The organism is Chryseobacterium sp. CH21, from assembly GCF_004119445.1.
Taxonomy (GTDB): Bacteria; Bacteroidota; Bacteroidia; order Flavobacteriales; family Weeksellaceae; genus Chryseobacterium.
Window position 1 is genome coordinate 54217 of the sequence record NZ_QICI01000023.1, and the last position, 24950, is coordinate 79166.

At 34.1% G+C, this 24950-nt stretch carries 25 protein-coding genes, 1 tRNA gene and 2 pseudogenes; 12 read left to right on the top strand and 16 right to left on the bottom strand.

Going from position 1 to position 24950, the window contains the following annotated elements; all coding sequences use genetic code 11:
- Window positions 1–133 precede the first annotated feature (133 nt).
- Entirely contained in the window at window positions 134–2410 is a 2277-nt protein-coding gene (locus BOQ62_RS04040; protein WP_129037335.1) for a polyribonucleotide nucleotidyltransferase, read from the bottom strand.
- Between the two features lie 439 nt (window positions 2411–2849).
- On the opposite strand from BOQ62_RS04040, the gene BOQ62_RS04045 reads away from it, so the two are divergent.
- Entirely contained in the window at window positions 2850–4271 is a 1422-nt protein-coding gene (locus tag BOQ62_RS04045; RefSeq protein WP_129037337.1) for a sugar MFS transporter, read from the top strand.
- Between the two features lie 124 nt (window positions 4272–4395).
- Window positions 4396–4676: pseudogene (locus BOQ62_RS04050) on the top strand (DUF4260 domain-containing protein); the annotation flags it as partial.
- Window positions 4677–5103: 427 nt separating this feature from the next.
- Here BOQ62_RS04050 and rpsO read toward each other — a convergent pair.
- On the bottom strand, window positions 5104–5373 hold the full coding sequence (rpsO, locus tag BOQ62_RS04055) for a 30S ribosomal protein S15 (protein WP_034692246.1): 270 nt from the start codon (window positions 5371–5373) through the stop codon (window positions 5104–5106).
- Between the two features lie 172 nt (window positions 5374–5545).
- On the opposite strand from rpsO, the gene BOQ62_RS04060 reads away from it, so the two are divergent.
- The 8 genes and pseudogenes from BOQ62_RS04060 (at window position 5546) to BOQ62_RS04075 (ending at window position 10271) form a co-directional block, all read left to right on the top strand.
- The gene (locus tag BOQ62_RS04060) at window positions 5546–6094 is read left to right on the top strand and encodes a pyruvate decarboxylase (RefSeq protein WP_129037339.1); all 549 of its coding nucleotides are present in this window, start codon (window positions 5546–5548) and stop codon (window positions 6092–6094) included.
- Between the two features lie 648 nt (window positions 6095–6742).
- On the top strand, window positions 6743–6871 hold the full coding sequence (locus BOQ62_RS23820; RefSeq protein WP_262708299.1) for a hypothetical protein: 129 nt from the start codon (window positions 6743–6745) through the stop codon (window positions 6869–6871).
- Window positions 6868–7014 carry a bacteriocin-like protein gene (locus tag BOQ62_RS22355; protein ID WP_164976668.1) on the top strand — a complete coding sequence of 49 codons (147 nt, stop codon included), beginning with the start codon at window positions 6868–6870 and terminating at the stop codon, window positions 7012–7014. The genes BOQ62_RS23820 and BOQ62_RS22355 overlap by 4 nt, the downstream gene beginning before the upstream one ends.
- A gap of 146 nt (window positions 7015–7160) precedes the next feature.
- Entirely contained in the window at window positions 7161–7310 is a 150-nt protein-coding gene (locus tag BOQ62_RS22360) for a bacteriocin-like protein (RefSeq protein ID WP_164976669.1), read from the top strand.
- A 19-nt stretch (window positions 7311–7329) separates the two neighbouring features.
- Complete coding sequence (locus BOQ62_RS22365; RefSeq protein WP_164976670.1) at window positions 7330–7491, top strand: hypothetical protein; 162 nt, start codon at window positions 7330–7332, stop codon at window positions 7489–7491.
- Window positions 7492–7654: 163 nt separating this feature from the next.
- Window positions 7655–8976, top strand: a pseudogene (gene mgtE / locus BOQ62_RS04065) (magnesium transporter).
- Between the two features lie 26 nt (window positions 8977–9002).
- Window positions 9003–9743 carry an ABC transporter substrate-binding protein gene (locus BOQ62_RS04070; RefSeq protein WP_129037341.1) on the top strand — a complete coding sequence of 247 codons (741 nt, stop codon included), beginning with the start codon at window positions 9003–9005 and terminating at the stop codon, window positions 9741–9743.
- Between the two features lie 60 nt (window positions 9744–9803).
- On the top strand, window positions 9804–10271 hold the full coding sequence (locus BOQ62_RS04075) for a cupin domain-containing protein (RefSeq protein ID WP_129037342.1): 468 nt from the start codon (window positions 9804–9806) through the stop codon (window positions 10269–10271).
- Between the two features lie 50 nt (window positions 10272–10321).
- Here BOQ62_RS04075 and BOQ62_RS04080 read toward each other — a convergent pair whose 3' ends face one another.
- Together BOQ62_RS04080 and BOQ62_RS04085 are read right to left on the bottom strand one after the other, a co-directional pair.
- Entirely contained in the window at window positions 10322–10771 is a 450-nt protein-coding gene (locus tag BOQ62_RS04080) for a GAF domain-containing protein (protein ID WP_034692242.1), read from the bottom strand.
- A gap of 12 nt (window positions 10772–10783) precedes the next feature.
- Window positions 10784–12211 (bottom strand): nicotinate-nucleotide adenylyltransferase, encoded by a 1428-nt coding sequence (locus tag BOQ62_RS04085; RefSeq protein ID WP_105702911.1) that lies wholly within the window; start codon window positions 12209–12211, stop codon window positions 10784–10786.
- A gap of 54 nt (window positions 12212–12265) precedes the next feature.
- Here BOQ62_RS04085 and BOQ62_RS04090 point away from each other — a divergent pair, with 54 nt between their 5' ends.
- Entirely contained in the window at window positions 12266–13033 is a 768-nt protein-coding gene (locus BOQ62_RS04090; RefSeq protein ID WP_129037344.1) for an MBL fold metallo-hydrolase, read from the top strand.
- 92 nt (window positions 13034–13125) lie between these two features.
- Window positions 13126–13205, top strand: a tRNA-Leu gene (locus tag BOQ62_RS04095).
- Between the two features lie 94 nt (window positions 13206–13299).
- On the opposite strand, the gene BOQ62_RS04100 is transcribed toward BOQ62_RS04095, so the two are convergent.
- The 12 genes from BOQ62_RS04100 to BOQ62_RS04155 all read right to left on the bottom strand — a co-directional run bounded on the left by BOQ62_RS04100 (window position 13300) and on the right by BOQ62_RS04155 (window position 24949).
- Entirely contained in the window at window positions 13300–14316 is a 1017-nt protein-coding gene (locus tag BOQ62_RS04100) for a hypothetical protein (RefSeq protein WP_129037346.1), read from the bottom strand.
- A 47-nt stretch (window positions 14317–14363) separates the two neighbouring features.
- Entirely contained in the window at window positions 14364–15014 is a 651-nt protein-coding gene (locus BOQ62_RS04105) for a hypothetical protein (RefSeq protein WP_129037348.1), read from the bottom strand.
- A gap of 173 nt (window positions 15015–15187) precedes the next feature.
- Complete coding sequence (locus BOQ62_RS04110; protein WP_129037350.1) at window positions 15188–15688, bottom strand: S41 family peptidase; 501 nt, start codon at window positions 15686–15688, stop codon at window positions 15188–15190.
- Window positions 15685–16821, bottom strand: a complete 1137-nt coding sequence (locus tag BOQ62_RS04115; RefSeq protein ID WP_129037352.1) for a PDZ domain-containing protein — start codon at window positions 16819–16821, stop codon at window positions 15685–15687. The genes BOQ62_RS04110 and BOQ62_RS04115 overlap by 4 nt, the downstream gene beginning before the upstream one ends.
- Before the next feature lie 175 nt (window positions 16822–16996).
- Window positions 16997–17680 (bottom strand): hypothetical protein, encoded by a 684-nt coding sequence (locus tag BOQ62_RS04120; RefSeq protein ID WP_129037354.1) that lies wholly within the window; start codon window positions 17678–17680, stop codon window positions 16997–16999.
- Window positions 17677–18555 carry a tetratricopeptide repeat protein gene (locus tag BOQ62_RS04125; protein WP_129037356.1) on the bottom strand — a complete coding sequence of 293 codons (879 nt, stop codon included), beginning with the start codon at window positions 18553–18555 and terminating at the stop codon, window positions 17677–17679. Before BOQ62_RS04125 ends, BOQ62_RS04120 begins: the two co-directional genes overlap by 4 nt.
- An 82-nt stretch (window positions 18556–18637) precedes the next feature.
- Window positions 18638–19582 carry a hypothetical protein gene (locus BOQ62_RS04130; protein WP_129037358.1) on the bottom strand — a complete coding sequence of 315 codons (945 nt, stop codon included), beginning with the start codon at window positions 19580–19582 and terminating at the stop codon, window positions 18638–18640.
- Between the two features lie 11 nt (window positions 19583–19593).
- A complete protein-coding gene (locus tag BOQ62_RS04135) occupies window positions 19594–20955 on the bottom strand; it encodes a DUF4280 domain-containing protein (RefSeq protein WP_129037359.1) in 1362 nt (453 codons plus the stop codon).
- The gene (locus BOQ62_RS04140) at window positions 20943–21638 is read right to left on the bottom strand and encodes a hypothetical protein (RefSeq protein WP_129037361.1); all 696 of its coding nucleotides are present in this window, start codon (window positions 21636–21638) and stop codon (window positions 20943–20945) included. Before BOQ62_RS04140 ends, BOQ62_RS04135 begins: the two co-directional genes overlap by 13 nt.
- A 5-nt stretch (window positions 21639–21643) precedes the next feature.
- A complete protein-coding gene (locus tag BOQ62_RS04145) occupies window positions 21644–23479 on the bottom strand; it encodes a phospholipase effector Tle1 domain-containing protein (RefSeq protein WP_129037363.1) in 1836 nt (611 codons plus the stop codon).
- A 22-nt stretch (window positions 23480–23501) separates the two neighbouring features.
- Window positions 23502–24617, bottom strand: a complete 1116-nt coding sequence (locus BOQ62_RS04150; protein WP_129037365.1) for a DUF2931 family protein — start codon at window positions 24615–24617, stop codon at window positions 23502–23504.
- A gap of 35 nt (window positions 24618–24652) precedes the next feature.
- A complete protein-coding gene (locus BOQ62_RS04155; RefSeq protein WP_129037367.1) occupies window positions 24653–24949 on the bottom strand; it encodes a hypothetical protein in 297 nt (98 codons plus the stop codon).
- Window position 24950 lies beyond the last annotated feature (1 nt).

The window sequence follows — 24950 nt, forward strand, 5'->3', positions numbered from 1 at the left end:
TTGCGAGCTGAAGGCGAAGCAATCTTATAATTTCCAAAAGTGAGATTGCTTCAATGCTACATATTTTGCAATGACCTAAAAAAGCAAAAATCCCTCAAATTGAGGGATTTTTTATGCTTAAGAATGAATCTTATTAAGCTTCGTTAGAAGGCGTTTCGTTTTCCACTGGTTTTTCTCCTTGTGGTTTTTCTCCTTCAGGTCTTCTTTGTCCTTCCGGTCTTCTCTGTCCCTCAGGTCTTCCTTGTCCTTCTGGTCTTCTTTGACCTTCTGGTCTACCTTGTCCTTCCGGTCTTGGAGGTCTTGGTAGAAGAACTTTGCGGGAAAGTTTCATTTTCTTACGATCATCATAACCCATGAACTTCACTTCTACTTCATCACCTTCTGCATAAGGAACTTTATCTAGACGAGCCCATTCAATTTCAGAAATATGAAGAAGTCCTTCTGTTCCTTTAGCAATCGCTACGAATGCACCAAAGTCCATTACTTTCACTACTTTACCTTTGTAAACTTCACCTATAACCGGTACGAAAGTAATTTCATTGATCTTAGCAACAGCAGCATTGATTTTCTCTCTGTCTGTTCCTGCAATTTCGATACGTCCGATTTCTCCAATTTCTTCAATAGCAATCACAGTATCAGTATCTTTCTGCATCTGCTGAATGATTTTCCCTCCAGGCCCGATTACAGCACCAATGAAGTCTTTAGAAATCTCCATTACTACCATTTTCGGCGCATGAGGCTTCACGTCAGCTCTTGGCTCAGAAATCGTTTCAGTAATTTTATTTAAAATGTGTAATCTTCCGTCTCTAGCCTGCATCAAAGCTTTTTCCATGATGTCCATAGAAAGTCCCTGGATTTTAATATCCATCTGACAAGCTGTAATACCATCTGCCGTACCTGTTACTTTGAAGTCCATATCACCAAGGTGATCTTCATCTCCTAAGATATCAGAAAGTACAGTAAATTTACCAGATTTTGCATCTGTGATCAATCCCATCGCAATACCGGAAACAGGTTTTGTAATTTTCACCCCTGCATCCATCAATGCTAATGTTCCTGCACAAACTGTCGCCATTGAAGATGATCCGTTTGATTCCAGAATATCAGAAACAATTCTGATTGTGTATGGATTTTCTTCAGGAATAACCGCCTGTAATGCTCTCTGAGCAAGGTTTCCGTGTCCTACTTCTCTTCTTGAAGTTCCTCTTAGAGGTCTTGCTTCACCTGTAGAGAATGGAGGGAAGTTATAGTGTAAGAAGAATTTTTCGTCGTGTTGCGTGATTACGCTGTCTACCATATTGGCATCCTTCACAGAACCTAAAGTTACTGCTGTTAGAGATTGAGTTTCACCTCTTGTAAATATTGCAGAACCATGAGCTCCCGGAAGATAGTCAATTTCTGACCAAATTGGACGGATCGTTTGAGGATCACGACCATCAAGACGGATATTGTCTTCAAGGATCATCTGACGCATAGCTTCTTTCTCTACATCATGGTAGTATACTTTTACGAAAGGAGTTACTCTTTCCAATTCTTCTTCGTTTTCGGCATATTGAGCTAAAAACTCTTCACGAACCGCTTTGAATTTATCTCCTCTCTCTTCTTTACCAGATGGAGTTCTTGCTACTTCATATACTTTATCGTAAGTTTCTTTCCAAACTTTTTCACGAATTTCTTCGTCATGAGTTTCGTGAGAATATTCTCTCTTAGGGAAAGCCTTACCTACTTTTTCTGCTAATCTTTCCTGAGCTTCAATTTGCTTTTTAATTTCAGCATGACCAAAATTAATAGCTTCTAACATTTCCTGCTCAGAAATTTCTTTCATTTCTCCTTCTACCATTACGATGGAGTCTTTAGTAGCTCCAACCATGATGTCTAATTCAGAATTTTTCAATTCTTCATAGCTTGGATTAATTGCAAGTTTTCCGTCAAATCTTACCACTCTTACTTCAGACATAGGCCCGTTGAAAGGGATATCAGTAATAGCGATAGCTGCAGAAGCTGCTAAACCTGCTAAATCATCAGGAATTGTTTTTCCGTCGTAAGAAATTAATGAAATCATCACCTGTACTTCCGCATGGAAATCTTCAGGGAAAAGCGGACGTAGAACTCTGTCTACTAAACGCATTGTTAGAATTTCCTGATCAGAAGGTCTTGCTTCTCTACGGAAAAAGTTTCCAGGAATTCTTCCACCTGCATAGAATTTTTCTCTATAATCTACTGTTAATGGTAAAAAATCTACACCAGGATTGGCTTCTTTATTGGCTACAACAGTTGCTAAAAGCATTGTTCCACCCATTTTTACTACCACAGATCCGTCAGCCTGCTTGGCTAATTTCCCTGTTTCGATAGTGATTTCTCTGCCATCTGCAAGAGTAATCATTTCTGTAAACGCTTGAGGTATACTCATAAATTTGTCTTCTTAATACTCCGTATTGAGTATGAATTAATATTTAAACTCTTTAAATTTCGTGTGCAAAGGTACTATATAATAATGATATATTAAATTTTTCAATTGCATAAATAGACTTTCAAAATACAAAAAATTGGCTATCAATTGATGAAAGTTTTAAAATTTGTATGGGTAATATCAACTTACTCATCATTTGTGAAAATAAAAAAGTGTTTTTTGAGAATAATGTATTGAAAAATCCTGTTGTTTTTGTATTATTGTCTCAAAAAATGAAAATAATGTGTTAGTTTGAAAAAAAGTATTTATTTTAAACTAAAAAACAATAAAATTATTGCAAACCAATAGGCTGATCCCTATATTTGCCCTACTTCACCAATTACAATGCTGTAGGTAAAAAAGTTAAGGAACTATCCTTAATACAGATAAATAAATGTTTATGATTAATAAAGAAGTACAATCTCAAAGCAGGAATTATACGGTGCCGTTGATTACCATCACCCTGCTGTTTTTTATGTGGGGATTCATCACCTGTATGAATGACATCCTGATTCCCTATCTGAAACAACTTTTCAATCTTACCTTTTTCGAGTCCATGCTGGTGCAGTTCTGTTTCTTCGGAGCTTACTTTATCGGATCACTGATTTATTTTATGATCTCTATCACGAAAGGAGATCCCATCAATAAATTAGGGTATAAAAAGGGAATCCTGTTCGGAATTTTTCTGGCGGCTTTTGGCTGTGTTCTGTTTTATCCGGCAGCTACGTTTTCGTATTATCCTCTATTCTTGGGAGCTTTGTTTATTCTGGGGTTGGGTTTCACAGTGCTGCAGATTACTGCCAATGCTTATGTTTCATTGCTGGGAAGTGAAGAATCTGCTTCCAGCCGACTGAATATGACTCAGGCATTCAATGCATTCGGAACAACGATTGCTCCTGTGCTTGGAGGCCACCTTATTTTTGAATTTTTCTCATCTCCGGACGGATCATTCAGTGCAGTAGCAACAAGAATTCCTTATCTTATTTTCGCAGGAATTCTTTTACTGGTCGCTTTATTGATTTCCAGAGTTAAGCTTCCTTCATTCCAGACAGGTGGAGAAGAAGTTGTAAAAGGTTGGGGAGCGCTAGAATTCAGTCACTTGAAGTTCGGAGTATTTGCTATGTTCTGCTATGTAGGAGGAGAAGTAGCCGTAGGAAGTTTTATCATCAGCTTCCTGGAGCAGCCACAGATTATGGGCTTTAACGAAATCATCAGTAAGAATTATCTTTCCCTATATTGGGGAGGTGCGATGATCGGCCGTTTTCTTGGAGCCATCTCTTTAAACCAATCGTTAAGCCAGAGTAAAAAAGCTCTTTATATGTTGGGAGCGGCAGGAGCTGTTTTCCTTGTGATTTTCAGTATTGTGAACCTTACTTTCTCTCAGATCAGCTTTTTCCTTGTATTCATTGTTCTTAATTTCATTGCCTTTTTCGTGGGTAAAGCAGCTCCGGCAAGAACATTATCCATCTTTGCAGCCATCAATGTGGTATTATTGATTTCTGCAATGGTGAATCATGGTGAGCTTGCAATGTACAGCATCCTAGGAATTGGAATTTTCAATTCTATTATGTTCTCCAATATTTATACACTGGCTATTTCAGGACTGGGTAAATATACCAGCCAGGGATCTTCATTAGTGGTAATGGCTATTCTGGGGGGAGCTATCGTTCCTATATTCCAGGGGTATCTTGCAGATCAGTTTGGAGTACAGCATTCATTTATTATTCCTGTATTCTGCTATCTGGTTATTCTAATCTTTGGAGCTTACTGCACCAAATATCTGGGTCATGTGGAAACCACTGAAGCCAAATCAGGGCATTAAAATCAAATTCAATCAAAATGTATAAAGCGGAATATCTCAAAGGTATTCCGTTTTCTTTTTTCACACCTTAAAATGTAACTTTTCATCAAAAAATTGAACTTATCTTATAAATTACACAATTATTATGAAAATACAGTTAAAGCTTGAATACGCTGCATTTCTATTATTAGGAATATATGCTTTTGCTCAAACAGGATATTCCTGGTGGTGGTTTGCCGGACTTTTCTTTGCTCCGGATATTTCCATGCTGGGATATACGATTAATACTAAAGTGGGGGCTTTTTGTTATAATCTCTTCCATCATTGGGGCTTGCAATCATAGTTTATTTGGCAGGAACAGCCCTTTCTCTGCCTTATTTACAAGTGGCTGGGGCAATTTTATTTTCTCATTCTGCTTTTGACAGGATTCTGGGCTATGGATTGAAGTATCCGGACAGTTTTCAGAATACACATTTGGGGAAGATTGGGAAGAATCCAGAGTGAGTTTTTGTCGTAAAGTAGCTGACCACCCCGTCAAAAATTCTTTGAATTTTCGCCACCCCTCCGAGGGAGGGGAATTTTTACAGCTTCGGTTGATATTTTTTTCAGGATTGTAACTTCAGTTGATGATTTTCTCATTGGGTTAATATGTCTGGATTCCTGCGGAATGACACAATTGCAAAGATGCCCTATCCATGAAGTTTCTCATTCCGTAGGAATCTAAATACGTTTCTCAAGCATTGAGTAATTTCTTAAAAAACTTTTGTGGTTTTGCGGTAAAAATCCTTTTTAATGTAAAAACAAAAAAGCAACCTCTTTCGAAGTTGCTTTTTATTTTGAAAATCTTTATAGATTATTTTCTTAAACCTAGTTCAGCAATAATTGCTCTATATCTTGCGATATCTTTGTTTTTAAGGTAATCTAATAAACTTTTTCTCTTACCTACCAATTTCACTAGAGATCTCTCTGTGTTGAAATCGTGACGGTTAGCCTTTAGGTGTTGAGATAAGTGGTTGATTCTGAAAGTGAAAAGAGCGATTTGTCCTTCAGCACTCCCTGTGTCTTGTGCAGATTTTCCGTGTTTTGCGAAAATTTCCTGCTTTTTGTCTGTTGTTAAGTACATTCCAATATTGTTTAATGATTATTATGTAACGGGTGCAAAATTACGACTATTTTTTGATTCTGCAAACATTATTGATTTCATATATCAAATTTGATAGAAAAAATGTTAAAAATTTCTTAATAAATTCTATGTAATCCAATGAAAAGGCAGTAATTTTGCATACGAATTACAAATGAAAAAAATTATATTCTTCACAGCTGTCACTACTTTTTTATTCATCGGACTTACTTCGGTAAAAGCCCAGAAAAATACTGATGATAAAATAAAAAAAGTTCTCTACTTCAATCCCGAGGTAGAGCCTGATATTGACGAAATAAAAGACCCTACCAACAACGCTTTCTTTGATGCAGTTACCGATAATTTCAGCGGTAGAAGAAATAAAATGCTCCGTGCAGAAGTTCAGGTTTCCTTTGACAGTATAGACAAACAAACAATTGTAGACTACTGTCTCAATAATGATGCAGATTTTGCTATTGTTTCCAAAGTGAGATATTTCAAAGTAGGATTTGGAAAATATGTTTTCTCCAATCAGGTGGTTGTCAGTATGAAACTTTTTGGCGCTGACGGAAACCTTGTCACGGAAACAGATCACGATACTTACCGAAAAAATATGCGCCTGCTGGGCTCTACAACCAACTCCGTTAAAATCGGAACTGAAGGAGCCATCAAAGGAATCATCAAAAAACTGAGAAAACTGAAACCCACGGAAGCAGAGCTTTGAGTTTAAGGTTTAAGGTTTAAGGTTTAAGGTTTAAGGTTGGAATATAAGAACTTTGATCGTCAATTTTCAATTTTGCTTTGCAAGTCAATTGTGATTTTTTTCATGCAGATATCAGATTAATTCTTAATTCTTAATTCTTAATTCTTAATTCTTAATTCTTAATTCTTAATTCTTAATTCTTAATTCTTAATTCTTTTATAGATCTTATCCTTTAGAATATCCACTTGTTTATCAGTGATTTGAAAGCTTTCATTAGTTTAGTTTTATCTTAAATCTAAATATTATTATGAAAAATTCAAATCTAAAGCGCCTGGGCAGAAAAAGCCAGAAAGAAATTCTTGGAAGTATTATACGTCTGCAGAAATGTCAATACCATTTTGAATGTCCTGGTGGCTCCTGCTGCCATAGAGCATGTGTAGCTTATCCATGTCCTGAACTATAAAATTTTCATGTTATATTAAAACACTTGTATACTTGTATAAACAGGTGTTTTTCATGTAAACAATATTATAAATAACTGATTAACAATTAAATATTTTCACTAAATAAGGAATTATTAAATATTTTTTACTATTTTAGTTCAACATTAAAACCAAAATCTCATGAAAAATTTAAAGAAGCTCAGCAGAGAAAAAGCAAAACAAATTAATGGCGGATCCATTGAGAGATGCAGTGAAACAAGACCATGTTCCGTTGGATGGTGTTGTTTTGGAACCTGTTCACCTTTCATTTGTATTGAATAAAAATAAAACTAACTATAAAAATCAAATCTCATGAAAAATCTAAAAAAACTCAGCAGACAAGTACAAAAGGAAATCAAAGGCAGCGGACCTTTCAAAAGATGTACAGAACATTACGAATGTCCGGGTGGATCATGTTGTCACAACATCTGTGTTATCAATCCATGTCCTCTGGAATAATATATGATCATTACAAACACCTGCATTTGTAGGTGTTTTTTATTTAAAAATTCAAATAAAATTCCTGATTATATTAAATATTTTTACTATAAAATAAACAATATAGAAATATTTACTATTTTAGTACAACATTAAATCAAAACTAAATGAAAAATCTAAAGAAACTTAGCCGAGAAGCTGCCAAACAAATTAATGGTGGTATCGGACCGTTCAGATGCAGTATAACAAGACCTTGCTCTGTTGGATATTGCTGTAACGGAGAGTGTATTGATCACGATTGTATGATAGAGCCTTAATCTTAATATACGGATGATCATGAAAAATTCAAATCTTAAGAAGCTCAACAGACTAGAGCAAAGAAATATTAAAGGAAGCGGAATAAAAAAGTGTGGTGACAATTCAGATTGCGGACCATACCAATGCTGTACTAATGCAGTTTGTACCTATATTCCTACTTCAGAATGCGAACCAATGTAAAGAATATTGGAATTTAAAATTTAATTTTTGAACATCCGCTTCGGCGGGTGTTTTTTTATACTTATACTGAAGCACTAAACTTTAATTAATCCTTAATTTTGACACTTTATTGGCCAGTCTTAAAAATTTGAATTATTTTTGCATATCCAAAAAATTTCACGTTTTGAATTCTAGAGACGAACTTATCTTCAACCCTGCCGATATTGCCGAAACTCTCAGCGAACTCCATGCTGATGAGAGGTTACTCGCGTTCCTGAAGGTTCCGAAAGAGTACAAAGCAGAAGTTTTTTCACACCTTGATCCTGACTTTCAAGAGGATACCATCAGAAGTATCGGAAGTGATGAAGTTTCCGAAATTCTGAATGCAATGACTCCGGATGACAGAACCGCTCTGTTTGAGGACTTCCCGGATGAGCTTATCAAGTATTCCATCAACCACCTTAATCCACAGGAAAGAAGAATTGCTTTAAAGCTTCTTGGGTACAACTCAGATTCTATTGCCCGTTTGATGACTCCTTATTATATTCAGATCCGTAAGGAATGGACGGTAAAAAGATGTCTACAGCAGATAAAAAAGGTCGGAAAAAGGGTGGAAACCATGAACTACCTGTATGTGGTGGATGAAAGAAACCGTCTGATTGATGACCTTGCTATCGGAACTTTACTATTAGAAGAGGAAGATACTTTGGTTTCTGATATTACAGACAATCATTTCGTAGCCATTACTACTACTACTTCCAAAGAGGATGCGGTAACATATTTTGAGAAGTATGACCGCGGTGCTCTTCCTATTATTACAGAAGCAGGTGTTCTGGTAGGTATTGTAACGATAGATGACATCCTTGACCAGATTGAACAGCAGAACACGGAAGATATTCAGAAATTTGGGGGATTGGAAGCATTGGATCTTCCCTATATCCAAACTTCATGGACAGAGATGATCAAAAAAGGGCAACCTGGCTGATCATTTTATTTGTTTCGGAAATGCTGACGGCTTCCGCAATGGGATATTTTGATAAAGAAATTGAAAAAGCTGTTGTTCTTGCCCTATTTGTTCCACTGATTATTTCCAGTGGAGGAAATTCCGGATCTCAGGCTGCTACCTTGATTATCCGTGCAATGGCACTTCAGGAGATTAGTCTGAAGGACTGGTGGTATGTTATGAAAAAAGAAATTATCTCCGGATTATGCCTTGGGGCAATTTTGGGAGTTATTGGATTTTTAAGAATCATGCTTTGGCAGCAGATAGGTCTTTTTGATTATGGCCAGTATTGGGTATACGTTGGATTAAGTGTTTCTGTTTCCCTCGTTGCTATTGTGTTGTGGGGAACATTATCGGGTTCTATGATCCCGTTTGTTTTAAAGAAACTTAATCTTGACCCTGCTACTTCTTCTGCTCCATTTGTAGCAACCTTAGTGGATGTAACGGGACTTATTATCTATTTTACCGTAGCCGGACTTTTCTTAACCGGAAAACTTTTGTAATTTTAGGCATCATCTAACATGCCAATATGAAAATCGTTTCACTTGTACCTTCTATTACTGAGGCTTTATTTGACCTTGGACTTACTGAAAATGAAGTTGTAGGAAGAACAAAATTCTGTATTCACCCTCAGGATAAAATAAAAAATGTAGCTGTAATCGGGGGAACTAAAAATATCAATATTGAGAAAATAAAAGCTTTACAGCCGGATCTTATTCTTGCCAATAAGGAAGAGAATGTAAAAGAACAGGTAGAAGCTCTGATGGACGATTATAAAGTAATGGTCACCAATATTGACACGATTGAGGATAATTATTATTTGCTTAAAAACCTCGGAAAACTCTTTGGAAAGGAAGACAGAGCTCAACTATTCAATCTTAAAATTTATGATATTCTGAATCAGGCCAAGCTGGATGCTCCTGTTAAAGCCGCTTATCTCATCTGGAATAAACCTTATATGACCATTGGTTCTGATACCTTTATTCACAGGATTTTATCTGAAATTGGTTTCGAAAATATTTTTAAAGATAAAACACGATATCCTCAAATCACCACTGAAGATCTGGCAGATGCGGATATTATTATGCTTTCTTCCGAGCCATTTCCGTTTAAAGAAAAACATATTGAGGAACTGCAGGCTTTCTATCCTGATAAAAAGATTATGATTGTGGATGGAGAGGCATTTTCCTGGTATGGAACTCATATTGCGAAGTGTGAGAATTATTTTAAAGAACTTCTCTCAGAAATTCATTCAATGCAGCAAAGCTAATTTTCACCATGATCTTTAAACTTTAAACCCTAAACATTAAACTTTAAATATTCAATTCACATGTCTGGTACCGTTATATTATCTGAAGGAGAAGAATTCGATCACGTTATACAGGAAGTTTCAAAATACATTAACCTTTATGTAATGGCCTTTGAAAAAGACGAAAGAACCATTACACGACTGGAAAAACGTGAAAATATGTATGGTGGAAACGGAACAGTATACATGATCCAGATGTTTGACCAAAAAGAGCTGGCGAATAACCGTTTGGCCTCCTATATGGTTTTACTCAACAAAGGGGATGAATCCGGGTTTCATACCCATAGTGTAAGAAATGAACAAGAATTATATGTGGTCTTTCACGGAACCGGAGAGTATCGTGAAAGAACCGGAACAGATGGACCCATACGTAAGAAAACACTTCAGAAAGGAGATATTACAGCCATCAGTTCTATAGGATATCATTCTGTTGAAAACACGGGTGATGAGCCTTTAATTATGTTTGTTATTACCACTAATAATCCATAAAAAAACTCCGGCTGATTTAGCCGGAGTTTATATTTTATATTAAGTTTCTATTACAAAATCTTAGAAACTTCGTTACAAAGCCATTCTAACAATTCACGGTCTTCTTTCGTGAAAGGATCGATGGTATGAGAGTCAATATCAATCTGACCGATATTTTTGCCATCTTTAAAAATCGGAACTACGATCTCCGCTTTTGTATCAATGGAGCAGCTTAAATAGTTGCTTTCTTCGTGTACATCAGGAACTACAAATGTTTCATTGGAAACCGCTACCTGCCCGCAGATTCCTTTACCGTAAGGAATAATGGTATGATCTGTCGGCGCTCCAACGTAAGGCCCTAAAATCAACTCATCCTTATCTCCATTTTTGAAATAGAAACCCGTCCAGTTGAAATAAGGAATTTCCTGATCCAGCAGGTGACAAACTTTTTCAAGTTTTTCTTCTGTATTATGTTTAGGACTTTCAAGAATTGAGGAAAGTCTTTTCTTTAATTCTGACATTGTATTTATATTTTAAGAGAATTGTTTTAAGGAAAGTTCTTCTTTATATCCGAACATTCCACGCTCTTTGATCATTTCTGCTACGCCTTCCGGTACCTGAGTTTCCCAGCCTTTTACACAACATGCTATTTTTCTCAAAATTTCTCTGGAATAAATTTCCAGGAATTCCGGATTATAATTGGTAATATCTACAATACGGTTGTTGTGCTTGAAATATTTGTATAATTCTTTCAGATTTTCTTCCACTTTCAGGTTTGAAGAATCCAGTAACTGGTGTGTTTCAGGATCTTTATAAGGATACAGATATACTCTCATTCCGTTTCTGAAAAACTTACCGAATGCCTCCAGAATTCCTCCTGAAAGGTTTTGATAATATTTCTCATCAAATACCATCAACATATTGTTTACACCCATTGCTACACCGATGTCTCCACTTGTGTAAGACGCAAAATAGTCTATCAGTCTGTAATATTCTGAGAAATTTGAAATAATAACGGTATACCCCAGTTTTCCGAGGATGTCTACTCTATCAAGGAAATCTCTTTCATCAATATCTCCGTCTGCTCTCAGATTGGAAATGGTGATTTCGATAAGAACTTCTGTTTCTTCGTGGGTACAGGTGGCATCTTTGAAGAACATGTCCATACCGTTTTTAAGCATATCAATGTTCACTTTCGTTACCGGTCTGAAACTTCCTCTCACCGCGAAAATATTTTTCTTGTACAATACATCTGCCGGAAGCATGTTGTTTCCTTCAGAATTGAAGATCACGGCATCCGTCATTCCATTTTTTACCAATTGAAGAGACATCAGTCTGTTATCAACATAGGCAAAAGCGGGTCCGCTAAAGTCGATCATGTCAATTTCCAGATTATCTTTTGCAATATCATCGTAAAGAGATTCTACTAAAGTTCTTGGATTGTCAAAATAATGGAAGGCTCCGAAAATAAGGTTCACTCCAAGATTCCCAAGGGTTTCCTGCTGAAGAGTGGCATCATTTTCTTTGAATTTTACGTGAATTACGATTTCATTGTAATCTTCATTTTCTTTAGTCTGAAAACGGATCCCTACCCAGCCGTGGCCTCTTACAGTCTTGTCGAAATTGATGGTAGTTACCGTATTGGCATAAGAAAAGAATTTTCTATCAGGATTATTATCTCTTGAAATTCTCTCTTCAATCAAAGCTACTTCATATCGAAGCATTTTGCGAAGCCTGTTCTGGGTAACGTACCTGTTTTTTACTTCCTTTCCGTAGATGGCATCACTAAAATCTTTGTCATAAGCAGACATTGCCTTAGCAATCGTACCGGAAGCTCCCCCTGCTCTAAAAAAGTGGCGAACAGTCTCCTGCCCTGCTCCAATTTCTGCGAAAGTACCATAAATAGTAGGATCTAGATTAATTGTTAATGCTTTTTGTTTAGGAGTTAGTTTCTGATACATTAGGACATGAAATTTTTTGTAAATTTACCAAAATTAAACCAACCTCAAAACAAAATGAAGTTGAAATTTTTAGGAACTGGTACTTCTCAAGGTGTACCCGTTATAGGCTGTACATGCGAAGTGTGTACTTCCGAAAATCCCAAAGACAATCGCTTGCGCTCTTCCGTGATGGTAACTACGGAGGAAAATAAAAAAATACTGATCGACTGCGGTCCGGATTTCAGGCAGCAAATGCTTACCAACCACGAACATAACGTAGACATTGCGTTGATCACTCATGAACATAATGACCATGTGATCGGACTGGATGATATGCGTCCTCTGATTTTTAAAAGTGGAAAAGATGTTCCGCTATATTGCTATTCAAGAGTTGCCCACGAAATAAAAAACAGGTTTCCTTACGCTTTTGCAGACGTAAGATATCCCGGTGCACCCGCTTTTGAACTTCACGAAATTGAAAATAAGCCTTTTCAGGTACTGGATACGGAAATCACTCCTGTGGAAGTAATTCACTATAAAATTACTGTTTTTGGATATAAATTTAAAAAGCTGGCCTATATTACAGATGCCGGATTTATTTCTGAAACGGAAAAGGAAAAACTAAAGGATCTGGACATTCTGATCTTAAACTGTATCAGGAAATTTGATCCCCATCCTGCTCATTTTATCCTTCCGGATGTTATTAAGCTGTTTGAAGAGCTAAAACCTAAGCAATTATTTTTAACGCACATCAGCCATCATTTAGGGCTGCATGATATTGAAGATAAGCAGCTTCCGGTCGGAATGCACCTTGCCTACGATGGTTTGGAAATTATTTTTTAAAAAAATTCTTTAAAAAGCTTTTGAACATTGAAAAAAGTTCCTATATTTGCACACCAATTTGAAACAAGCATCACGCTTGGAATCAACATCAAGCCCAGGTGGCGGAATTGGTAGACGCGCTGGTCTCAAACACCAGTTCTTAGGAGTACCGGTTCGATCCCGGTCCTGGGTACAAAAAACCTCTGAAAACTTTCAGAGGTTTTTTCAATTGTTAACTTTTTCTATACTTCAATAAATTACATTAACTCTTTTCGTTATATCTATTATTAAAAAAAATTATTAGGCATTTCTGCAATATCTTTATTGTTTTCAAAATTTGTTAATTTTAAAAACTGTATAAGGAAATTAGAATTCTTAACAAAGTCTGACTTTATGAAATTGTCTCTGAAAGAAGGATAATTAGGTAAGCTTACATTTTCATTAAATTTACTTTTTTTCAATGCATATTCTTTAAGACATTTTATCAGATCAAATTGATTATTATAGTAAGTTAATTCGACTAATGAATTCAAGTCTAATATTACCAAATTATGAATTTTTTTAAAGTTTAGTTTGGATAAATTTATTTTTTCAAACATTTTGAGAGTTAAATAATGTTCTAATGAAGGAATATTATAAAAGGAATTTGAAACAACAATCACAGGATAAATTTCAATATTCTGAAATTTGATATTTTTTTTAATAACAAACTCATTAAAGTTATTATTATTCTTTAATTTGTCCATCATTGATATTAATTGAGATATTCCTTTTTTCTTGATAAAATTTTTATCAATTATTTCCTCAACTTCTTTATAATCATAAATAGAATCCAACCTATTAATACTTTCATAATCTTTGAATTCAAATAAGAAAATATGCCTGTTATTAAAAATCATACAATCAATTAGTGACTTGTCTTCTTCATTAAAAATTACTTTATAATATTTATTTTTTAAAGATAACTGAATTAAATTCCTAAATAATATTTCTTCTCCACCTTTTTCAGCATACTCTGAAGAGAACTCGTTATATGAATTAAATGCATTATAATCTTCAGTTAAAAATTGAAATGTTTGAAATTTTATTTTATGATAAAAATTGAGAAAAAAATAAGCTTTGTTTAATACAAAATAGCCATTTTCATTTTCAAGGTCTTTAAGCAATGGATAATATTTTAGTTCGACTTTGCCTCTGTTTTCTTTATTAAATAGTGAATTTATACAAAGCTCTTCACAATATTCTTTCATTTTAGATTCATTCTCATTCTTTGGATCAAAATGTATATAATTTTTATCATCCAAATAATTTAGTAATGATAATTGGTCAAAAATATACTTATCTAAGCCATTTATATTAAACCTTGATTCAAAATTTTGCAAAAAGTCATCGTAATTCCTACATAAATATTCAATAATGATCGCAATCTAACAAAAATAAAAAGCTGGTGATAAACAAAATCAAAATCAATTGTCTTCGATGATATAATAAATTGAGACAAACTTTTAAAGTATTTATCTGGTATATCATCCATAAATTTATTACGAGGAAAAATATCAACATTAAAAACTAAATATGCTAAAATGAAAGGAAAAGACTCAAATTCTGGGTTTGCTTTATTTTTTAAATAATCATAATTTTCAACGATTTTATTGATTAATAAACTATTCCCTTTAACATTAAAAATACATTTAGTTTCATGTACAATAGAACCAGAATTTTTCTTATTGATAGTGCTTAATATACTAACTATCTCAGATCTATATTTCTTTTTTTCAAAGGCGGATAAAGATTCAATTAAGTTCATTTCAAATGGCACTCCAGAAATAAAAGATTGGTTTACAGCACAAATTGTTAATAATAGAGTATCAGGATCAATTCCAGCTAATATATCTAAAACAGTTCTTTTCTCAACTTTTCCAGGAAAAACATCTTTCCAACTTAGAACAACACTTACTTGCAAATTTCTTTTCTTTTTCGATTTATTTATTTTTTTAGGCATTTGGTTCTAATTTAAAAAAAGAATTATCTAATAATTTGATAAATTTAATATAGTGAAAATAATATCTTGAATATATTAAAATCTAGAGAATTTAAAGCAGTAGTTAATTAAGAATATATGTCACTTTAATCAGGTACAAAAACCTCTGAAAACTTTCAGAGGTTTTTATTTTTTTACAGATCTTTCAAAATCCTTTCAAGTTCCAGATCCCGTTTCTGAATAATATCATCATCGGAATACTCAATAAATTCATTGATCCTTACTCCTACTTTTTGGGTTTGAGAACCGTTATAATAGAAAATACCATTTCCGGTAAATTCAAGATTGTAACCACCCGGAAGTTTTATCGTTCTGACGTCGCCATCAGCACCTGCTGTTCTTTGACCAAAGGTTTTGGATTGAGGAAAGATATTCTGAAGATTCATCGTGTTCCATTCGCTCATGCTTAAAGTTTCAGGATTAACAATCATGAAAACTCTTCCTTTGTAAGGATGAGTGGTTTTATTTTTAATATCAGGATAATAAGTTCCAAATGTATCATAAGTGATAGGAATATATGTTCCTACATTTTTTGGATTGGGTTTATAATATTTTCCAAAATGGTTTTCTACCGGAGAGAAATATTTGTACACATAATGAAATACAAAACCTCCCCAGTCCGGATATCCTCTCATATCAAAGACAATAGCTTTTTTGAGGAAGCTTCTCTGAAAATAGAATCCATATGTTCATCGAGTTTATCATCAGGGATATTATTTGTGAAAGCAAAGGCATCATTGATTTTAAAATAGGCAATATCTTTATGATCTATTGTATACTGCTGCTTCTGACGGATTTTGTTCCGAATGTATTCTGTAACAACGCCAAGCTGTTGTTTGTCAGTAAAATTAACAAACTCTGTGTCTGAAAGATAGGTTTTCTTATCTTTTGACTGTATTTTTAAGCTTTTGCGAGCCAGATTATCAGGCCAGATAAGATTCTTCTGAAAATCCGATATCAGGTACAAAAATGTTTCGGAATTGGAGGTAGAAAGCAGCTCTTTCTTTTCTTTAAGTATCTCACTGATATTTTTACCATTGATCTCTGTTATTTGATCTCCAACATGAATATTGGCTTTGGAACAGATTTCGGGTAAAATAAGCTTGGTTACCAATAGATGATCTGTCATGATCACATAATCGAAAGGTGGATAGTATAATCTGTGGAAAATTTCATTTTTAAAGTTTAGCTGATCATAAAATCTGAAGGAATGGGTATCTTCCATTTTAGAAACTACTTTTGCCAGAATGATCTCAAAATCTTTTCTGGAAGTGCAATGAATGGACTGATCTACCAGATCTGAGAAATAAACCTCAGCATTTTTATCCATCAGATATTTGTGCGGATAAAGATAATCGATAGCGCCCTGTAATTTGGCCAGTGCCAGTAAACGGTGGGCTAAAGGCAGATTTTCATCTTTTTTGAACTCGTTGGTTTTAGAATCAGATTGTTTGTCTTTCTTTTCTGTTTCAGTAACAAATCTATGATTATAAATATCATTTAATCGTATCTTGTTTTCTGAACTGATGTTTTTATTTTTCTGGTACCATTTGAAGTTTTGATTAACCGCCAGTATATCTTTTGGGTTATCAATCACCGGAGCACTGGTAAATATATTATTCAGATTTTTTGAGAGAAGGGTAATGATTGTATTTTCATCTGTATTTTCATTTACCTTTCCTATCGTTTCCAAAAAGAGGCTGTCGGCATCTTTTTTCCCTCCGGCAAAATCAGGATGGTAATATTTTATGAAATTCCAGGCCTTCATACAATAGCTATAGCTGCCTTTTTGAGCAAAAATTGTCGCATGGAAAGCCATCACAAAAACACAATAAAAACATTCTTCATTTAGTTGATTTTGTGATGTAAAATACACTTTTTAAGGTATATTTTTCAGATTTAGTTTTAAATTTTATGACAAGTGTTTCAATTTACTTAATCTTTTACATCAATCGTTTTTTGTATTGTGGCGCAATAAATTTCTCAATTTCTTTCGATGTAAAAGAAACTGAATATTCAGGATAACCGCTATTGTTTCTATTTTTTTCATCATAAAAAATGAAATCTATGCCTGTTATGTTTCCTGCGATATTGGTATTTATCTTATATTGACTGAGATTCTTTATAGGAAAGGATATAGTTTTATCTTTCTTTAATTTTTTACGACATACCTGTAAAAGCATTTTTTTGTTGACAAATAAGTTTTCTCCAACTTCGGTATCATTCATTTCATCAAAGAAATAATAGACTGTATCTTCCCATGGGGAACCATAAGACTGAATATGTAATGATACATTAAGCAATCCGTTTTTATTCAGATAAATTTTATAATTTTCAAATCCATATTGGTTATCACGTAGCGAATTTGTTGAAATTAAGTTTTTTAAAGTATCTTTTTTGGCGTTTAATCTTTTATCGGGACTGTCGAAAAAAGTACCATTAAAAAGGTCATAGCTTTTTTGAATTTTCTTATAAATTCCAGTATTCTTAGTTTCAATTTTTAACTCCTGCAACTCAAAGCATTCCTTAGAAATACAGACTGAATCTTTTAAAACAAAGACATCCTGAGCATATGAAGACAGGCTAAACAAAAAAATAAATAATATATTGAATAGGTATTTTATCATTTTATTCTTTCTTCCACATATTTTGGCACTTTATTAAGATCTTTTTTTTGGGATTTCATTAAAGAAAGATATGTTTTATAATTTTCTGCAGCTTTCTCTTTTTTTCCTATGTTCCAATAGCTGTTTGCAATATTAAGATAAGCTACAACCCGATCCGGATATTTTTGAATGATCTTTTGCAATACATTAACCGATACTGCAGGGTTTATACTTTCAAGGTTCAAAGCAAAATCATTTATTTTAGTGATGTTTTGGGAAGAAATAATAACATAATCCAACCAGCTTTTGTTTGCAACCCAATCATAATAGCTAAATTTTGTCTTAGAAAAATCAGCAGCCTCTAATTGTATCGCAGCATCATTATCTGCTTCAACCGAGAAATAACTTTCTTTGTATTTATAAAGATTAAAACTATTGTTTGAAAATTTCAATGTAAAATCAATAACAGAATATTTATCCGAAGCAACAGGAGCAATGCAAGTTGTATAAGAAAGTAAATTATTTTCAAACTTTAAATTGTCAATATTCATATCGGATTTACCACTGCATTCTTTACATGGAAAAATCATATCATTTTCATAAGTAGATAATTCTGTATTATTTTTATTCTTAAAAACAATAATTAGCTTTCTTTGAGTGAGTTCCTCAGGTTCTTTTGCATTTTTTAATGTTAGAACGTATAAATCGTCACGAGTTCCATCATTATTAAAGTCATTATGGAGCTGAGCTACAATTTCATTTGATTTTAATAAAGACTCAACTTTAGACGATTGGGAATGACAACTGATCCCCGAAAGCAGAAGTAATAAAGAAATTTTATTTATCATCTTTAAATATTTTAACAGTTCTATCAAAAGCATCTCTTCTGTTGACATTTATACAAATAGAATCTTATCAAAATAATAGATTTTTTTTATTCTTGCTATCTTTTATCTTTAATCATCTTAAATAAGTATTTTATTTTGATGAAATAATTTTAGAAATACTCGTTGAGTTTAGCGTAAAGACATTTGTTGGAAATCTTTTATAAGAAAGCTGTTTTGTTTCATATCGAGTTTCTTTTCCCAATCCTACCTGCACGGAAGCCACTTTTTCATCATATACATTTTTGTTTGGATCTATAAAGATTTCACTGTCAGTAATAAGCCTGCTTTCAACATTGGTATGCTTGGAATATTTCAAAGATCCTTTATTGGACGGTAACATTTTTTTCTCCAGTTCCTGATCTCCTTCTACAGATTCTTTTAAAACATATTTTGGCATTCCTTTATCGTCATATGAAAACTTCAGATTCCATTTGTCCAGATAATCACTTGCCTGAGTTCTATAGGATTCCATATAGCCTTTTAATATTTTAAAGTCTTTATGTTTGTACTTTTCATATGAAGAAATATACTTTAAATCACCGAGATTATATCCTGGCAGAAAGTCTTCCAAAAAATCAATAAGATCTGGAATGTTTAAATTCTCATTAACGTTTTTCTGTAAAAAGCTGAAATAAGGAGCATTTAAATAGAATACATCCTTGTCTCCCACTAAAATTGTTTTATCCTTTCCATTGAAAGCAATTTTAAGGTTGTTTGTATAACTTTCGTTTTTAGAGGTTAACAAAAGAGTATTTTCATTTTTTGTTAAGATATATACATCAGGTACTTTCTTTTCTGATGACTGCGAGTCTGTAAACCTGTAAAAAGCAATACTGTCTTTTTTTGGACTGGATATATAAATAAGGTTATTAGTGCTTGCCTTATCTTTTTTATCAATTCTTTTGTCATCAACATATTCTCCCTTGTCAATAGTTTTATTAACAATATGAGTGACAATATATGATTTAGGCGCTTGTGCACAGGCATTTGTATGAAATATCGCCAGAATGAATAATATGTATGTTAATTTTTTCATTAATTAAACTTTTACTTTTTTCCAAAATATAGTATAACCAGCAACTCGGGTTGCTTCCAGACCAAAAGATCTCTTGGTTGCATTTTTGTAGTAAAAATCACCTGTTGTCCAATAGTCCTTTTTGCAAAATCCTCATTAGGAAGTGTGTAAACTGCTTTATTTTTTCCTTTTACTGTTTTATGTGTATGTGTTCCTTTATCACAACCTTCTTCATGAACTGAGTTATAAGCTAAAGTTGATCCTCTTCTTCCGGTTATTTTACTTTCAAAGGAATCATATAAGCTTTTACTTATTTTTATATAATCATACTCGTCAAATTTATTATGACCGTATTTTGTAGTACTATCAGGTTTTAAGTCAGTATCAATACCCCAGGCGAGAAAATCTTCGCCATCCCATTGTGTGGCATTATCCGTAGGATCAATTTTAACCTCATCCACGTCTCTTAAAAGAGCATCAATAGCCCCCGCTCTGGAATACAAAGAAATGGTGTCTTTTTCTGAAGTTTTCATTTCAACTTTATCCTTAGCATCCACACTGGAATAGCTGGAATTTAATAACTGGTACATTGTTTTTCCAACTCTCTTTGCTTCATTATAATTTGTATGTGCTATATATAAATATTCTTCTTTTTCTGATGAAAGACCTTCATGCTTAATAATATTGCAAACTTTCTGGAAGTCACTATGTACAATATTCAGCTTTTTAGGGCTTTTGTAAATATCTTCTTCTGATCCTTTTCCTTCGCAGGCATATACATCATTTTCATTTCCTTTTTTCTGACCTTTTACATTTCCTTCAAAACTTCCATTATAATTATAAAAATAGCCATTTATTTTTTCTTTTGACTCAGGTACAGGAGCTCCGGTTGCATCAACCGCTTCCGGCTGATGAATTTGTCCGCTATCGGTAATTTTAATATCTACACCTCCATAAGTACATGGAATCGTACTTTTCTGTAGCAATATAAATTGTTCCTGAGAAAGGTAGGTACCTACATCTTGCCAGTCTCTTACATTCATCACAGAAGCGCATGGAACTGCCATTTGCGGGCTCTTTTTACAATTTCCTGTGAAAACCAGACTTTTTGGGCCCCTCTCTTTTACCGTTGCGGTTTTCTTTTCCTGTATTGTTGGCGTATCATAATTTACCTTCATAATTCCCTTAGGAACAGTACACAATGTACATTCCAACGTTGCGGTATCTATAACAACTTTCAGCCCATCTTCTACTTTGTCTTTTTCTTCATTTTCAGCTCGTTTCTCCTCCATTTTCTTGCTGTTTTCCGCTTTCATTTGCTCACTGTCCTGTGCTGTATTCTGAGTTTGAGTTTTCGGAGTATTTCCTTCTCCATCGTTCTTTAACCTATCCATAATAATGAATGTTTTAAGTGAGAATTCTGTTTTTTAATGGCTACAAAACCTTCTTCATACTGGTTTCCTTTGCAGATAAATAGCCCTCTGAAATCATCAATTTCTGTGTGTTCCAGGTTTTGAGCAGAGACTTTTAAAGTCATTTTCTCGCCATCTTTTTCAGGAATCATGATTTCTGTAAATCCTTCCGGAGAGATTCTTTTTCTTTTGGTATCGAACGACTCCAGCAAACCGTTGAAGAGCAATCCAAACATATTATAGCCTGTTAAAAAATCAATCAGTTTTGTTTCATCTTCCAATAAGCTGCTGATCTGACTGAAATAGTTATCTATAGCATCACCTTTATGGGTTTTCGATAATTCAGACTGAATTTTACCCCATCTTAAACGCAGGAAAAGCAGATTATCTAGGGCAGTTATATTCCCTTCGTTATCTACTCTGAGTTCCAGTTCATCAAACAGATAGCTGAGTTTTCTTATCAATTTTCCCATAGCAGTATCATTGTCCGAAAAATCGAACTCCACTACCAGAATCTGAAATTGATGCTCTTCTTTTGTTTTCCCAAGATAATATACTTCAATTTCCCGGGCATAACTTTTTGTAATAGCATAAACGGGATTTCTTTGCTCTGTAACAATGGTTTCAAGCCTATATGTTTTCCGATGAAGATTTTCCAGCAGCATAAAAATTATTTCAGGGGATATACTATTCTTTCATAATTACTATTGGGATCCATCCCCATCCAGTCTCTGTTTGCCGACCAATGAAGGTATTTTTTACGCATAATTCTCAATAATGTCTGAGGATGATAAGCAGTAACTACAACTTCCTGCAGCGTCTTTGTTTTAATGATATTACCGTCTTTATCTACTACTTCATCAGGTATCGGTTCCTGCACCGGCTCTGGTTCCGGATTTTCCAGTCTTTCTCTTGCTCTTTCCTCTTTTTCTTTTTTAACTTCTTCATCTGTTTTGAAGTTCCATTTTTGCCCGTCCTCAAAGACATAATGGTGCAAAATATCTTTTGCGGAAGGCAGATATTGGTCGTGCTCTATAGAATAGCTTGTTTCTGTTTTTATGATCAATTGATTATCATAATATCCCTTCCCATGTTCTTCCATAAAATGAAGCGGAATATAGCTGTATTCTTTTCTCAGGAAACGGATTCCCGTAATCTTACGGTACACTGCTCCCATTGTTAAAACATTCAGGAAGCTGTTATTAATTGTTATCTGTTCCTCTTCAAACCAATGTTCATCAATCAATTGCTGTCTTCGCTTGTTTAAAAACCACACTGGTTTATGGTTGGAGGTTTCAATCTCATCTACCGTTTCTTTTCCATTTTCATAAGCTCCGCCAATATCACAGTGAACACCTGGAAATTCTCTTTCCACACTGCCCGGAAAGCTTGTTAATGAGAAGTTTTCCCGATGTTCATTTCCTGCTGTAAAATGAACTGCTTTGAAATATGATCCCGGATTCAACAGCTGCAACTGTTCTACATCATCTCCGAAGTTATAACTGGATCCTAATGTAGAATGCTTCATTCCTTCCCATCCTACACGTCTCATTGCTCCCATATCACCAAATTCTTCATAGGATGATACGGTGTCATATACTCCGATAAAGCGAACATCCAGTTCCAGATCTTCTAATTCTTCTTTGGTAAGCACATCTTTACTTAAAAGATAATATCCCAAAAAGCCAAATTTCGGAAGCTTCCCATCCACAAGGTAATTGGGATCTACCTCCGTTTTATCTTTATCTATCCATATATCTCCGTATTCTGGAACCATAATAGGTCCTTCAGGAGAATTCATTTGGGTATAGCCTACTATCTTTCTTGATTTTTTTATCTCAACATCAACGGTTCTTTTCTTACCATTGATTTCGTAGGCAAAATTCCTTGCGGCTGCGGCTCCACGGCTGAACCCAAAAGTATCAATAGTGATTTTAGTTAATGCTTTTTTCTTAATTAATTGCTTTTTTAAGACATCAATCCTATCAGCAACCATTTCACATCCCTTTCTTACTTTCCCCCGCACTCCTGTTTTACCTGAACCATATTGGAACCCATCATCCACATCCCTGGTATTATTTAATGTCCCAATCCCTTCTACATAAACTCCGTACGTTACCTGTTTACAGCATTTATACATCCTTGCCACATTGGTATAATCGTTACTAAAACTGTTATCTACCCCTTGTTTGTCCAGCCATTCCCTATGACTGGCCTTGAGATACCTTTCATACTCAGAATCATTATCTGTTATATTTTTATTTTTAAGCTGTTTATATTCTTTTTCCTGTAATGCTCTTGTATCTTCAATTGCTTTTTCTTTTTTCGATATTTCTTCATCATTGTCTATGCTCTCCATTTTATTTTTTCCATCTCTATACTTTAATCTTAATTCACTATTTTTCAGATTATTCAAAGTACCATCAAAGAACACACCTATTTCCAAATGCAATTCATCTACAGGAGGTTTAGCATTACCTGTGTTGTATACCAATGTTTTTCCCATAACTAATCATTTTTATAATCAATTAGTATTTATACTTAACTTTAGATTTGAATATTTCTAAATTATCAGTTTTAATAAAAGCTTCTTTTCCATTTTCTCCCTTCAATAAAACAGTAAAGAAACTATATGCCTCATTCACTTTAATAAAAATAGATGCCTTAGTTGATTTAGGATCATTACCAAAGACCTTAGTAAAAGCATCAAAAGCAGACTTTTCATCAAGATCACATCCTGCTTCATATTTGATTTGATCTGCCCCCACCAAAGAAAATGAAATAGTAGCTGGTATTGCTCTCCATTCACTCTCAGTTAAAGGATTTTTTTCTGCTCCCAGCTGTTCCCATTCGCCATTAACAGTTGATATTCCAACATCTGTCAACGGATTGAGTTTTGCATTTTCCGGTAACTCAAAAACCGGTTTCCAGCTATATCGTATTCTGTAGGTATCCCACAATCCAAATGGAATAGCTTTTCCTTTATTTTTTTCTTTTATTTCACTGGGGATAATCTTACCGTTATTTAAAACCTCATCAAGGTAATCTTTCCGCCAAAAACGGTTTTCATGGCTATCAAGCTTAGCAATTTCTGATTCAGGAATTGTTACCTTTTTTCCCTGGTACCTGCCTACTTCTTTCTGGACTCCAACACCAGCGACCCAAATTACTACCACTCCTCCCGGAGCCATTCCCACACCAATATCTTTATAATTTAAATGTTTAATATTACCGCTTCCACTGGTTGCTTTTACCTGATAGCCTTTACTGAAATATTCTTTAATTTTAGCGGTATCAATTTCAGTATCAATCATGTAAAATTGGTTTTCCATATATGACATCCAGACAAAATCCAATCGGGTCGGAAGACTCTTAAAACCGTTTCCCATACCATGATTGATCAGGCCCCAAGAACCATCCCCAGGTGCAACACCAAAACTTAACCCTACCCACTCTCCTCCTTCACATTCTATTCCTCCTTTATATACTTCCATGGGATATCCTAAAGCTGCAGAAGTTCCTTCTGTCCATTCATATTTTGTCATAGTCTTAGTTTTTTGGTCTTCTTTTTTTTCCTGACACGAGATCTGGATAAAAAATAAAAAGCTTAACAGGTATTTTATTATTTTATTCATTATAAACATGTTGCAATCTTAAAAATTGTTTATGACAGTTATTCTTATGCCATCAAAGGAAGAATAATTATTAAAATTATTGATATCACGATAAAGCATATGCCAAAAGAATAAAAACAGTACAAAACAAAATCGGTTATTTCATTTTTCTTTTTGATGGAAGTCAGGAAAAATGGCAGTGCAAACAGCACCGGAAAAAATGCCAGAATCAGCCATAGGGCAACCCATGCATAATCTCCACTTCGAAACTGTGTCATATCTATGAAACTTAATTCAATAATGACAAGTAACACTACTGCCAGCAAAGATGAAAAGAAAGAGATTAACGATTTTTTTAACATA

Excerpts from the sequence above, each read along its gene's own strand:
- BOQ62_RS04040 (WP_129037335.1), bottom strand. The coding sequence starts at position 2,410 with ATGAGTATACCTCAAGCGTTTACAGAAATGATTACTCTTGCAGATGGC.
- BOQ62_RS04045 (WP_129037337.1), top strand. The coding sequence starts at position 2,850 with ATGATTAATAAAGAAGTACAATCTCAAAGCAGGAATTATACGGTGCCG.
- rpsO (WP_034692246.1), bottom strand. The coding sequence starts at position 5,373 with ATGTACTTAACAACAGACAAAAAGCAGGAAATTTTCGCAAAACACGGA.
- BOQ62_RS04060 (WP_129037339.1), top strand. The coding sequence starts at position 5,546 with ATGAAAAAAATTATATTCTTCACAGCTGTCACTACTTTTTTATTCATC.
- BOQ62_RS23820 (WP_262708299.1), top strand. The coding sequence starts at position 6,743 with ATGGCGGATCCATTGAGAGATGCAGTGAAACAAGACCATGTTCCGTTG.
- BOQ62_RS22355 (WP_164976668.1), top strand. The coding sequence starts at position 6,868 with ATGAAAAATCTAAAAAAACTCAGCAGACAAGTACAAAAGGAAATCAAA.
- BOQ62_RS22360 (WP_164976669.1), top strand. The coding sequence starts at position 7,161 with ATGAAAAATCTAAAGAAACTTAGCCGAGAAGCTGCCAAACAAATTAAT.
- BOQ62_RS22365 (WP_164976670.1), top strand. The coding sequence starts at position 7,330 with ATGAAAAATTCAAATCTTAAGAAGCTCAACAGACTAGAGCAAAGAAAT.
- BOQ62_RS04070 (WP_129037341.1), top strand. The coding sequence starts at position 9,003 with ATGAAAATCGTTTCACTTGTACCTTCTATTACTGAGGCTTTATTTGAC.
- BOQ62_RS04075 (WP_129037342.1), top strand. The coding sequence starts at position 9,804 with ATGTCTGGTACCGTTATATTATCTGAAGGAGAAGAATTCGATCACGTT.
- BOQ62_RS04080 (WP_034692242.1), bottom strand. The coding sequence starts at position 10,771 with ATGTCAGAATTAAAGAAAAGACTTTCCTCAATTCTTGAAAGTCCTAAA.
- BOQ62_RS04085 (WP_105702911.1), bottom strand. The coding sequence starts at position 12,211 with ATGTATCAGAAACTAACTCCTAAACAAAAAGCATTAACAATTAATCTA.
- BOQ62_RS04090 (WP_129037344.1), top strand. The coding sequence starts at position 12,266 with ATGAAGTTGAAATTTTTAGGAACTGGTACTTCTCAAGGTGTACCCGTT.
- BOQ62_RS04105 (WP_129037348.1), bottom strand. The coding sequence starts at position 15,014 with ATGCCTAAAAAAATAAATAAATCGAAAAAGAAAAGAAATTTGCAAGTA.
- BOQ62_RS04110 (WP_129037350.1), bottom strand. The coding sequence starts at position 15,688 with ATGAGAGGATATCCGGACTGGGGAGGTTTTGTATTTCATTATGTGTAC.
- BOQ62_RS04115 (WP_129037352.1), bottom strand. The coding sequence starts at position 16,821 with ATGAAGGCCTGGAATTTCATAAAATATTACCATCCTGATTTTGCCGGA.
- BOQ62_RS04120 (WP_129037354.1), bottom strand. The coding sequence starts at position 17,680 with ATGATAAAATACCTATTCAATATATTATTTATTTTTTTGTTTAGCCTG.
- BOQ62_RS04125 (WP_129037356.1), bottom strand. The coding sequence starts at position 18,555 with ATGTCAACAGAAGAGATGCTTTTGATAGAACTGTTAAAATATTTAAAG.
- BOQ62_RS04130 (WP_129037358.1), bottom strand. The coding sequence starts at position 19,582 with ATGAAAAAATTAACATACATATTATTCATTCTGGCGATATTTCATACA.
- BOQ62_RS04135 (WP_129037359.1), bottom strand. The coding sequence starts at position 20,955 with ATGGATAGGTTAAAGAACGATGGAGAAGGAAATACTCCGAAAACTCAA.
- BOQ62_RS04140 (WP_129037361.1), bottom strand. The coding sequence starts at position 21,638 with ATGCTGCTGGAAAATCTTCATCGGAAAACATATAGGCTTGAAACCATT.
- BOQ62_RS04145 (WP_129037363.1), bottom strand. The coding sequence starts at position 23,479 with ATGGGAAAAACATTGGTATACAACACAGGTAATGCTAAACCTCCTGTA.
- BOQ62_RS04150 (WP_129037365.1), bottom strand. The coding sequence starts at position 24,617 with ATGTTTATAATGAATAAAATAATAAAATACCTGTTAAGCTTTTTATTT.
- BOQ62_RS04155 (WP_129037367.1), bottom strand. The coding sequence starts at position 24,949 with ATGTTAAAAAAATCGTTAATCTCTTTCTTTTCATCTTTGCTGGCAGTA.